The sequence below is a fragment of the uncultured Nostoc sp. genome (assembly GCF_937863485.1).
In the GTDB taxonomy this organism is placed as follows: domain Bacteria; phylum Cyanobacteriota; class Cyanobacteriia; order Cyanobacteriales; family Nostocaceae; genus Nostoc.
The window spans coordinates 42,266-54,266 of sequence record NZ_CALMFY010000142.1 but is presented as its reverse complement, the minus strand read 5'-3'; the positions used below and the strand labels follow the sequence as shown (position 1 = coordinate 54,266).

Annotated in this window: 10 protein-coding genes and 1 pseudogene; 9 read left to right on the top strand and 2 right to left on the bottom strand. The window is 42.3% G+C overall.

Annotation, left to right across the window (positions count from 1 at the left end; genetic code table 11):
* Positions 1-622: pseudogene (locus tag Q0541_RS18875) on the bottom strand (citramalate synthase); the annotation flags it as partial.
* A 75-nt stretch (positions 623-697) separates the two neighbouring features.
* Between Q0541_RS18875 and Q0541_RS18870 the strand changes: the two are divergent.
* The 6 genes from Q0541_RS18870 (at position 698) to Q0541_RS18845 (ending at position 7,792) form a co-directional block, all read left to right on the top strand.
* On the top strand, positions 698-1,036 hold the full coding sequence (locus tag Q0541_RS18870; protein WP_273762048.1) for a 2Fe-2S iron-sulfur cluster-binding protein: 339 nt from the start codon (positions 698-700) through the stop codon (positions 1,034-1,036).
* A 16-nt stretch (positions 1,037-1,052) separates the two neighbouring features.
* A complete protein-coding gene (locus tag Q0541_RS18865) occupies positions 1,053-1,451 on the top strand; it encodes a hypothetical protein (RefSeq protein ID WP_298913471.1) in 399 nt (132 codons plus the stop codon).
* Between the two features lie 107 nt (positions 1,452-1,558).
* On the top strand, positions 1,559-3,553 hold the full coding sequence (gene thiO, locus Q0541_RS18860) for a glycine oxidase ThiO (protein ID WP_298913468.1): 1,995 nt from the start codon (positions 1,559-1,561) through the stop codon (positions 3,551-3,553).
* Between the two features lie 498 nt (positions 3,554-4,051).
* Positions 4,052-4,231 (top strand): ssl1498 family light-harvesting-like protein, encoded by a 180-nt coding sequence (locus tag Q0541_RS18855; protein WP_273762042.1) that lies wholly within the window; start codon positions 4,052-4,054, stop codon positions 4,229-4,231.
* A gap of 262 nt (positions 4,232-4,493) precedes the next feature.
* Positions 4,494-6,707 carry a tetratricopeptide repeat protein gene (locus Q0541_RS18850; protein WP_298913456.1) on the top strand — a complete coding sequence of 738 codons (2,214 nt, stop codon included), beginning with the start codon at positions 4,494-4,496 and terminating at the stop codon, positions 6,705-6,707.
* 344 nt (positions 6,708-7,051) lie between these two features.
* Positions 7,052-7,792 (top strand): choice-of-anchor K domain-containing protein, encoded by a 741-nt coding sequence (locus tag Q0541_RS18845; RefSeq protein ID WP_298913453.1) that lies wholly within the window; start codon positions 7,052-7,054, stop codon positions 7,790-7,792.
* Between the two features lie 512 nt (positions 7,793-8,304).
* Here the strand turns inward: Q0541_RS18845 and Q0541_RS18840 are convergent.
* On the bottom strand, positions 8,305-8,502 hold the full coding sequence (locus Q0541_RS18840; RefSeq protein ID WP_298913450.1) for a hypothetical protein: 198 nt from the start codon (positions 8,500-8,502) through the stop codon (positions 8,305-8,307).
* 162 nt (positions 8,503-8,664) lie between these two features.
* On the opposite strand from Q0541_RS18840, the gene Q0541_RS18835 reads away from it, so the two are divergent.
* The 3 genes from Q0541_RS18835 (at position 8,665) to Q0541_RS18825 (ending at position 10,541) form a co-directional block, all read left to right on the top strand.
* The gene (locus tag Q0541_RS18835) at positions 8,665-9,063 is read left to right on the top strand and encodes a hypothetical protein (protein WP_298913447.1); all 399 of its coding nucleotides are present in this window, start codon (positions 8,665-8,667) and stop codon (positions 9,061-9,063) included.
* Between the two features lie 17 nt (positions 9,064-9,080).
* The gene (locus Q0541_RS18830) at positions 9,081-9,383 is read left to right on the top strand and encodes a hypothetical protein (RefSeq protein WP_298913444.1); all 303 of its coding nucleotides are present in this window, start codon (positions 9,081-9,083) and stop codon (positions 9,381-9,383) included.
* A 444-nt stretch (positions 9,384-9,827) separates the two neighbouring features.
* Entirely contained in the window at positions 9,828-10,541 is a 714-nt protein-coding gene (locus Q0541_RS18825; RefSeq protein WP_298913441.1) for a conjugal transfer protein TrbI, read from the top strand.
* Positions 10,542-12,001 lie beyond the last annotated feature (1,460 nt).

The window sequence follows — 12,001 nt, the reverse complement described above, 5'->3', positions numbered from 1 at the left end:
GTCCCCATTCCCCAGTCACTTTGACTACATCTTGAACGATTTGGCTAATTTCGTGGGGTAAAGTGCCGCCATTGGTATCACAGAGGACTAGCCATTCCGCACCAGATGCGATCGCAGCCTCTAATGTCTGTAAAGCATAATCTGGATTGTGTTTGTAGCCATCAAACCAATGTTCGGCATCGTAAATAATCCGACGCCCTTGAGAACGGAGGTACTCAATCGTGTCACGAATCATCGCCAAATTTTCTTCTAACGTCGTCTTCAGGCTGGCTGTGACATGTAAATCCCAAGACTTGCCAAAAATCGTTACCCAGCGAGTCCCCGCAGCCAAAATAGCCTGTAGCATCGGTTCGGTTGCGGCAGTGGTATTGGGGCGTCGAGTCGAACAAAAAGCCACAATTTCAGCATGTTTTAGCGGATCTTCTTGGAGTTGCCAGAAAAATTGTACATCCTTCGGATTGGCACCAGGCCAACCGCCTTCAATAAAGGGAATTCCCAGTTGATCGAGTCTCTTGGCAATGCGTAACTTATCTTCTATCGATACTGATAGCCCCTCGCGCTGAGTGCCATCCCGTAATGTAGTGTCATAGAGCCAAAGTTGAGGTGAGGAATTTGTGGTCATAAAACTGAGACCGACGAGACAACTTTCGAGACAATGTGTCAATATACAACAAAACGCCAGTTTGGCAATTTAAAAATGCCTAAAGTACTAGCTGAAGGTAAAACAATTGATTGCGAGCAGGGAAGCAATCTCCGAAAAATTTTGCTGCAAAATAGTATTCACCTCTACAATGACGGTGCTAAGGTAATAAACTGTCGGGGCATTGGCAGTTGTGGAACCTGCGCGGTTAAGTTAGAGGGCGAAGTATCAGCAGCGAATTGGCGTGATCGAGCACGGCGTTCGCTTCCTCCCCATTCTCCTACAACAGATTTGCGTTTAGCCTGTCAAACTCAGGTTTTAGGCGATGTGAAAGTGACAAAGTTTGATGGATTTTGGGGACAAGGTTCTCGAATAGTGTGGACACCAAAAGGTTAAAAAGGAGTAAAACAAGATGGGTAGATGGACACCCTTAATTCTAATGGCTGGAGGTTTGGCCATTCTGCTTGGTACATTACTAGGCATCAACTTTCCTATGGGCGTACAAACCGCTAACGCTCCCGGTGGCAAAGCAGCCAAAGTTCTGCCAGCTAATATCAATGTTAATAGCAGTGCTGGCAGCAAGAATGAAGAAACTGCCACTGAAGGAAATGAAACAACTGAAACAAACCAAAACAGGCGCAGTATTGTAGCCCCAAGACCTGGTAACAGGAGTAACGTTGCCCAGAATCCCTCCAATGACTCAACCTCACCTTCTGACACTACAACAGACGGCAATACAGATACTTCACAAACAAACACACCATCCAGCGATGCAAACCAAGGCAACGAACCAATTCGAGCCTTATGGTAACGATAAGATCCGTCTTTAGTTACGAGTTATAAGTTATAAGTTATGAGTTAATTAGTTATGAGTTATTAGTTATGTACTAATGATAAATGGCTAATGATAAATGACTGATGACTAGTGAGATTGTAATTATTGGTGGCGGTGTTATTGGTTTAGCGATCGCCATTGAACTAAAACTGCGCGGGACAAACGTCACCGTGTTTTGTCGTAACTTTCAGGCTGCCGCTACCCATGCCGCTGCTGGGATGTTAGCACCAGACGCGGAAAACATCCCTAATGGGGCCATGCGTTCATTGTGTTGGCGATCGCGTGCTTTGTATCCCGACTGGACGCACAAACTAGAAGAACTAACTGGCTTAAATACTGGCTACCGGCCCTGCGGTATCCTCACACCCTTTTTTGAAGAAAGCAGGGGAGCAGGGGAGCAGGGGAGCAGGAGGGCAAGTCTTTCCCCCTCATCCCCCCCATCCCCGGCTTACTGGTTAAACAAAGAGGCAATTCATCAATATCAGCCAGGATTGGGAGCAGAAGTAGTTGGTGGCTGGTGGTATCCTGAAGACGCACAAGTTGATAATAAAGCTCTAGCTCAAGTACTGTGGACAGCGGCTGAGTCTGTTGGTGTTAAACTCAAAGACGGGATTACAGTAGAAGCATTTTTACAGCAGCAAGGACAAGTGGTTGGCGTGCAAACCAATGCTGGGGTAATTCGCGCCGCGCACTATGTTTTAGCTTCAGGTGCTTGGTCAAATGATTTGTTACCACTACCTGTGCTACCCAGAAAAGGACAAATGCTGAGTGTGCGGATACCAGAATTTGCGTCGGAATTGCCCTTAAAGCGGGTTTTATTTGGGCAGGATATTTACATCGTACCAAGACGCGATCAGCTGATTATTGGGGCAACAAGCGAAGCCGTTGGCTTCACCCCCAACAACACCCCAGAAGGCATTCAAACATTATTACAAGCTGCCATCCGGCTGTATCCCCAATTAAAGCATTATCCTATCCAAGAATTCTGGTGGGGATTTCGCCCAGCCACCCCCGATGAGTTACCCATCCTTGGCACCAGCTACTGTCAAAATTTAACCCTTGCTACTGGTCATTACCGCAACGGGATTCTACTTGCACCAGTAACAGCGACATTGATTGCCGATTTAATCTTGGAACAAAAGTCTGACCCAATACTTTCAGATTTTCATTACTCCCGCTTCCAATCGCAGCCATCTACCTCCACCCCAATGCTGACTCACTCTGCCAATTTTTCCAACGGGCATCACCTTGCCATATCTCCACAGCACCCACCACTCTCCGTTCAAGACTCCCCACTAATTATTGCTGGCAAAACCTTCCAATCCCGCTTAATGACCGGAACTGGTAAGTATCGCAGCATTGAAGAAATGCAGCAAAGTGTCGCCGCCAGCGATTGCCAGATTGTCACCGTCGCAGTCCGACGGGTACAAACCAAGGCCCCCGGACATGAAGGTTTAGCTGAAGCCTTGGATTGGACAAAAATCTGGATGTTGCCCAATACCGCAGGTTGTCAAACTGCTGAAGAGGCGATTCGGGTAGCGCGTTTGGGGCGAGAAATGGCGAAATTATTAGGGCAGGAAGATAATAACTTTGTGAAGTTAGAAGTAATACCTGACCTTAAGTATTTACTCCCAGATCCAATTGGGACGCTGCAAGCCGCAGAACAATTAGTTAAAGAAGGTTTTGCAGTATTGCCCTATATTAACGCTGACCCCATGTTAGCCAAGCGTTTAGAAGAAGTAGGCTGTGCTACGGTAATGCCTTTGGCATCGCCGATAGGTTCTGGACAAGGGCTAAAAACAACCGCCAATATCCAAATCATCATCGAAAATGCGGGTGTGCCAGTGGTGGTAGATGCTGGTATTGGTTCACCCTCAGAAGCCGCCCAGGCAATGGAATTGGGAGCAGATGTTTTGTTGATTAATAGTGCGATCGCTCTTTCTCCAAACCCAGCAGCAATGGCTCGTGCCATGAATTTAGCAACAGTCGCCGGTCGTCTAGCATACCTTGCTGGCAGGATGCCCATCAAAGATTATGCTAGTCCTAGTTCTCCTCTGACTGGGACGATTACTAGTTAAGGCATGGGGCATGGGGAATAGACAGACAAGGCAGACAAGGGGACTAGTACCGCAAGGCGGAAGTCAAAAGGAGCCAGTGCGTTGGGCGGCTCTGCCGACTTGAAGCAACTGGCGTTCAAAAGTCAAAAGTCAAAAGGTTTTAATTTTGGGCTTTCTGGCTGTTTTGAGTGGTAGCTTTATTTCCGCCGACCTGGACTAGGGAGTAAGAATTTTAGATTGAAATTTAATCTAAAAGATGCTCTCTACGAGACGCTCTTGCTAGCTTGCTTCCCCGTAGAGATACGCGGACTCGCTCTAAGCGTACCCCTGCTCAAAAGCCAGCTACGCGTAGCGTCTCTAAGAGTTGCCATGCCGCAGACTTTACGCTGCGCTATTATCAATTCCATTATCCAAAATTGAATTGCCCAATGCCCAATGTAACGATTTGTCTAGCAGTTTCAGAGCGGATTTAGCATTTATGTAACATTAAATGAACGATAAAGATAAAGGAATTGATTCATGCCCTATACAAACGAAGAAGGCGGCCTTCTGAATAATTTTGCCCGGGAACCAAAGATTTATCAAGCAGAACCTCCCACGGAAGGGCAAAAGCGAACTTATATCTTACTAGCAATCACCGCTACAGTTTTGGTTGGCGGCTTGGTTTCAGTCGCCTTCTTTGTTTCTCAGAGCAGTTGAGCATTAAACATTTTAATAAAATTTCATCTTCTTTATAGTTTTTCAGGTTCCGATTTTAAGAGGGACCTGCTTTTTTATTTTTTGTTAAAATTGAATTAGCAATTATAGTATAATCGTATACTTTTTTCTTTTTATAAACCTGAAGGCTCAATTTATTCAAAGCCGCATAACATCTACTTAAAAACCATTTTCATTATGAGTTTAGCCCACTTGGATGCACCCATAAAGGTGATATATACTGTGTTTTGGCTCTTTAGCCGCTATGAGCGTGAATGATCCTGCACACAACAATAATTCTACTTGGAATCGGCAAGTATACCACCGCCTGAAACTTGCCCTAAGTCTTGGCTTACGACGACAATTTTTTTTAGCGGTATGTGATGATTTACACTTAAGAAATCAGGTAGCAGCCCGTTTGCACTCTACATTGGCTTATCCTGTTGGACAGGTACTATATCAGCCATCAAATTCTGATGAAAATAGCACTTCAGCTTATCCGCGATTAGTCACATTGCGTTTGAATTTAAACGATCCCAATCCCATAATTCAGATAAATCAATGGTTGGCTAATTATCCACCGCCAATTGTTGGGGCATCAAAAGATACCCCAAGAAGACCTTTTCCAGTCCCAGCATTTCAGATTGTAGGTGTGGAGCATCTCACCAAGCAACCAGTGGCAACACAACGGTTATTTTTGCACTATCTCCGCTTAAGCGAAGAATATTTGTCTACACAAGAATCCAGCCGATTCCTAGAATCTAACTTGCTGTTGTGGATACCGCGTCCTTGGTTATCTGCTATCAAGCAATCAGCACCACAGTTTTGGCGTTGTCGGACTGGCGTATTTGTGTTTGCTGGAGAACCCACACCAGCGACACAGAATTTGGGCTATCCAGAAAGTTTTTCACGTTCTGGAAGCTTGGATTTAGGGAATATTGAGCAATCGATTCTAGATGAATCAGTTAACCAAGCGGAACTCAAAACCGCAGCCACCGAGTTAAAGTTTGAGAATAATTCTGATTTTCCAGCAGAGATACAAAGGAATGGCGTATATAAAACCCAGGAAGTTTCGCCGTCAACAGCAGATTTATTGAAGGCTGCACCACAACAGCAGGAATCTACTAATAGGTCTGGTAGTGGGAGTAATAATCAATCCCTGTCGTCTTTATCTTATATTAGCAGCGAGTTAACGGAGCTATTGACAGCAACAATCAACACTAGTATTGCTCCAAATACGGAGGATTATTTACAACTGCACCAGATTTTGTTGGAGATTGAAGAATTACACCAAAAGCAAGTTCTAGGTGAGGTACTGGCAGAAGCCTATCATCGCTTGGGCACCTTATACCGCCTTCGCATTGAGCAAGGAGAGTCAACCCTAGAAAACCTGATGGTGGCAATTATTGCCTATCAGGAGGCAATTAGCTATGACGAAACCTCACCGCAACTCCCAGATATCTTGAATGACTTGGGTACACTCTACTGGATGCTTTACCGCACACCACCCAATTCTGAGGAAGGACAAACTTATATAGAGCAGGCAATAGAATTTTATCAATTGGCGTTAAATATGATTTCGCCCCAGACACATCCGGAAACTTACGCTCGTGTGCAAAATAATTTGGGGACAGCCTATGGTGATTTAGCTCGTTTTTCTCACCCATCTGAAAATTGGCAGCAGGCAATTTTAGCTTACAGTGAAGCACTTAGCTACCGTACAGCCGATATGGACTCTTTAAAGTATGCGGCTTGCCAGAACAATTTGGGTACTGCTTACTGGCATCTAGGGCAATACAATCAACCGATTGTACATTTAAAGAGAGCGATCGCAGCTTACAACGAAGCACTTGTACACTACAACCCTGAACAGGAACCGCTCAAGTATGGTATGATTCAAAATAACATCGGTACTGCCTGTTGGAATTTGGCACAATATGAACAACCAGCCCAAAATCTCCAGCTAGCTATAGATGTTTATAGCGAAGCTCTTAAGTATCGCACTCCAGCTAATGTTCCCAGTGCCTGCGCCGCTACACAAAATAATCTCGGTACTGCCTACTGGCATCTAGCAAACCTATCTCAGACAACTAAAGAGGCACGGCAAAAGTATCTACAACTATGTATTAGCGCTTACGAAGAGGCTATAGCCTTGGCTCACTCACTTAGCAGTACTTCTTTAAGTTTTGATTTGCTTGCCTCTTATAATAACCTGGGACTGGCACATTATCAGCTAGTAATAGATAAGTCTTTTAATGGCGACAAAGCAACACGTTCTCAACACTTAGAAGTAGCATTAGATAACCATTTGCAAGCTTTAAACGGATTAAGTAAACAACCAGAGGCCTATCAAACAACCTTCACTTATGTAGTGAAAACTATTCGTGCTTTTCATAATGAATTAGGGATACAGGGACAAAATTTGGCTTTATCTAAACTTCCTAGTCAGTTGTTGCCAGAGATTTTGTCAAAGTTATAAAGCAGATGCCGAAAACCCTTGAGGATGAACGTGATTAGCGTCCCAATAGGCAGAGAATGTCAAAGCAGAGTAGCTTGATATCAACTTGACAGTTAATCAGCGAACCAACTAAGATAGAGATCGCTAACAGTTTTACTAATTACAAAGTGCTAAAATATTTTCACAGTTCATAAAGTAAGTTTAATGTATATAATTTTTTGACTAAGATATATAAATATACAAATATAATATAAATATTTTATAAAAATTACAATAATATATTAGCGTATTTTCCGTAAATTTACTACCGTAGACTGGAAACCTAGTTGAGAAAAGCTCAAAAATGAGAATTGAAACCTTAAGTTATGAAACTAAGTTTGGTTTTTGCGACTACTATATCTAGTTTTTTTGTGAGTGCGACCACAGGATTTGGTTTCTCTGGTCAAGCCCATGCTGTGACTTTTTCTGGTATCTCTAGTGGCACATGGGGAAACCCCACTCCAGAAAATATAGATACCAAACCAACATACACAGGTGTGGGAAGCAACACATTTATTTGGGGTGATCCTAATGTGTGTCCAGCAAGTTCAAATACTCCTAGTGGATGTACAATAACAGGCTCAAATAAACTTACATTGGATGGAAGTTCATTTTCAACTGACATTAACTCTGCATTCAAAATAGCTGATTTAACTTACTTTAACGGAACAGTACTCAAAGGTACAAGTGTTGGATTTGTACCTTTAAATCTCAATTTATCCTTCAACCCTCCCACTGGAATCAGCGAAGTTTTTGACTTCAAGTTTGGTCTAGTAAATACACCTAATGACCCAACAAATACAGAAGATAATGCAGACTTTGTATTTCTAGACACAAGTTTGAATAATCGCAGTTTCACCTTTGAAGGCAATAAATACACGCTTGAGCTAACTGGATTTAATCCAGATATTCCCCAGATAAGTATTAATGCTCTTGAAGGAGCCACAACTAGAACAGCTATTTATGCCAAATTCAAAAGCATACCTGAACCTCCGCTAGTAGCGGGTCTATTCCTGCTAGGGATATATATGATATCTCGGAAAAAATTCTTGGAGAAGAAATATTGAGAGCTTTGGTGGTTAGAACATCTGCTCCTGTTCGCCTTTAAGGATGTAATTTCACTAGGGAATTTTCCGACTCCAATATGAGGTTTATAGCGGTTTTCGTAGCCTGTGGGAAGCCCTACGAACGGTACGCCAGTTCTACTCAAGTCTGTTAAAGCTGCCCATACAACTGGCTCCAGTATTCCACGCAATTGAGAACTGCTACATACTCCATATTTCATACTTGTTGATGGCAAGTGAATAAATTTTAACCCAGTACAAGAATTGCTGCGCTCGCATCAAAAATTGATAGCACTAACCCTTTCAAGGTGACTCGTAAAATAAGATTGTTTTTTCTCACCACTCTCAGCGCCTCTGCGGTTTAATGCCCAAGTGATTGCTTCTAGAAGTCGGCTAGCTGGGAATTATTTTAGCTAATCGCTTTTTGTGGATAATAAAAAATTAAAACCCGTCAACGCGGGTTTCGTTTTTATGGTTGTCCGACTTCTAGTCGCCAAGACATAATTTGAGTTTAGCTAATTGCGATCGCGATCGCTTGACCTTGACCGAGGTATCAACAATCCAATATATGTACCGACAGCAAATTTTGTTAAATCGAGAAATTGAGGGCGACTCTTTTCGTCGATAACTGCAAGAGTGAGAGAACCAATCACCATAATCAGCGTTACAACAGCCAGCACTTCATCTCTTGAAGAAAATTTCTTAAATAACATTTACCGACTCCCAAATCGTTTGAATCACTACATCCCTAGCTTTACAGGCGGGTGGTTGTTGTAGGCTTAAATACAGGCTTGGGATATGAATGACTTATGTATGCGATGAGGATGAATTGTCAAATTGGCAGTTAGAATCAGCAAAAGTGTAGTGGTTAGCTTATGTCCGGGCGATCGCTTTCCTGTTCTCCAGAAGGTATCCAAAAAGCAAAAAGAGCTTTGATCCGCTGTTCTTTAACTCAAAAGGCATTAGCGGATGAGTTAGAAGTAACTCGCCAGCCGATCGGAAAATTCTTTACAGGTAAACCTGTTGACCGCAATCTCTTTGTCCAGATTTGCGACAGACTAAACCTAGAGTGGGAAGAAATAGTTACTGAACCAGCTAGTGAACCAGAGGTAAATCAGGATAACAGCATTGATATTGATGCGATCGTGCAAGGGGTACGTGAAAAGATAAAACCCATCATTCAACAACGCTGCGGCACAATGCGAGTGTTAGATATGACTCAACATCCCTCGATCTCAACCGATCCCTCTCCCAATCCCTCGACCTCTCTCTAGACTCAGAACTCAACAATTTGCTGCAAAAACTTCGAGAGCAACTACCAAGTAGACAAGACTGGCAACAATCTCAGAAATGGTGGTTAGCTAATGGGAAGGCTTGGTGTGAAGAATTAAGAGTAGTAATGATTAAATATCGCAATATTGGTCATGATTGGCAATTCAGTAACGAGCAAAAGGAATTGCTTCGGCAGTATTATGATGCCAATAAATTACTGGCAGATTGCCTTAATAGCGATTGTTATGTCAGCCGTGAAGTACGACAGCAAATAGAAGATACTTTGTTATTACCGATCGCAGAGATTAAACAGCATCAGTAGCAATCTTAAATACACATACAGCAGATAGTTGATCTTTCAGTCCCACAGGTAAATCATTCGTTAAGAAAACGAAAATATTTCCCAAGTCCTAGCAAATCAATCTAGAATAAAAGTAAGAGTTCGCAGTTAGCCACATTCGCCTCTATTCAATGGCTTAGATATGTGGACATAAGTAATAAAACAGGATTTGGGAACAAGATGATACTCGTTTTGCGTCCTATGAGTGTCTCGCCTCTGATTTTAGTAACGCACATTAGCAGAATACAAATTCTGAGGAGCGATGTCTACGATGGTCTATTTGGCGTCGCGATCGCACAGACTCCTCATCATAATAAGCACTTTTATCTTCGGAATACGCCTATAGACAGGTTCATAAACAGTCAGAAACAAACTCAGTGAATCACCGTCATTACATACATCACATACACAAAGGACAACCCTCTTATGACTCGCCTATATCAATGGAAATCTGGAACTGCTGCACTTATGGCAATAGCAGTTACTACAAGCGTCATTAGCCCCCTATTGGGCTTTGCTCCTGCTAATGCACAATACAGACTTGGGCAATATAGAACTGGGCAATACGGAAACGTTACCATTCCTTCTGGGGTTGATTTTCCTGTCACCTACGAAAAAGAGACAATTACTATTGCTCCTGGGGAAAGTAAATCTCTAACCTTGAGAATTGCCAAAGACATTCTCGACAGAAATAGAAATGTCTTAATTCCTGCCGGTACTAAAGTAAATGGACGGCTAGAACCTGTTGACTTAGATAATTATTCAAGAGATACAGATCAAAACCAAGGAAAAGGCGTGCGGTTTATAGCTCAAGAATTAGAATTTTCCAATGGTCAGCGTCAGTCGATTAATGCAAGTTCTCGGACATATACTACAACTCAAAGAGTTTCACGGGGACCAAGCACAAATCAGGTTTTAACTGATGCAGCTATTGGTGGAGGTGCTGGTGTTTTAGGTTCACTAATTACTGGCAACAACAGAATTGACGATTTAAAACCTGTTCTCGGCGCAGCTGCGGGTGCGGGTGCGAGTGTCCTGTTGCGGAAAAAACAAGGAAATGCTTTTGTCCTCAGACCTGCACAAGATTTAAGGCTCACACTGAATTCTAACTTGAATTTAGTACCACAATCCCGCTACTAGATTTAACTCAATTCAAGTCGTGACTTTAATCATCCCTGATAGGCGATCGCCACTTTAACTATAGTGAGCGATCGCCTTCATTTTTTACTATAAAAAATTTTATTTAACAGCAACCATTCTGCCTCTATATCGTCTTACTCAGCATCGATATTTCTTGGAATACTTATTTAATTGCGCTATTGAAGGAGCTAGGAAAATCGGCTCTATTATATTCTCTATTCAAAAGAGTATTCCAAATTAGGAAATATCCTGATATTTTTGTTAAATAGTAGCAATAAAGGAGCCTTTTCCTGTGGTAATTCCAGGTTTCAGTTTAAGCACATATCTTGCAATTCCCCTAGTATTAAGTCTTTTGGCTCAAGGAGAAAGGATAAAAGTATCTTTAGTTAAAAACGTTCGCCAGGTACCCATTAACAAGGAAAGGAGTCTATCCAGCCGCGAGCTAATCAGCACGAATTCAACACCGAAAATATACTATGTTAGTGGTAGCGGAGACGACAAAAATAGCGGAATTTCTACTTCATCCGCCTTTAGGACAATTCAAAAGGCAGCAGATATAACTAACCCTGGCGATACAGTATTGATTATGAACGGAGTATACACAAATTTAGCCAAAGCTCCGAGTGTAGTAAGTATTAAACGTTCTGGAACTGCAAATGCATGGATTAGGTATAAAGCATATCCTGGGCATTTCCCAAAAATTCAGCATAATACATGGAACGGTATCCTGATTTCAAGTGGAGCTTCATATATCGAGATCAACGGGCTGGAAGTTATAGGAAACAATGCCAATATTACCCTTGATTATGCATTAAGTCAGAAGACTAACAGATCAAATCCGCTTACAAGCGGAAACTGCATAAACATTGACGGACGAGCCAATGGTCATGTTCATCACATCCGTATTCTGAACAACAAAGTGCATGACTGTGGAGGAGGAGGTATCGGAGCAGGGCAGTCTGATTATGTGAAGATTGATAATAACACTGTGTTCAATAATGGCTGGTATGGTGTTTATGGTTGCAGTGGCATTTCGATGGGGAGCAATTGGAATTCTGACACCAACCGGGGATACAAGATGTTCGTGACCAACAACAAGGTATATAACAATCGCATGTACATCCCTTGGATTGCGGTGGGAAAGATCACAGATGGTAATGGCATTATTATCGATACTTCCAGAAATGAGCAGAACCCAAATTTGGATGCATATGTAGGACGGACTTTAATTCAAAACAATTTGACATTTAATAATGGTGGTTCAGGGATTCATACATTTTTAAGTGAGCATGTTGATATCGTCAATAACACAGCTGTTTTAAATAATCAGAGTCCAGAAATTAAAGATGGGCAAATATTTGCCCGTGGGTCATCAGATGTCAGAATTTTAAGGAACATTCTCTATGCTTTTCCTGGCAAGGATATTAACAATGAAGATAATCAAAATAAAAACGTTATTT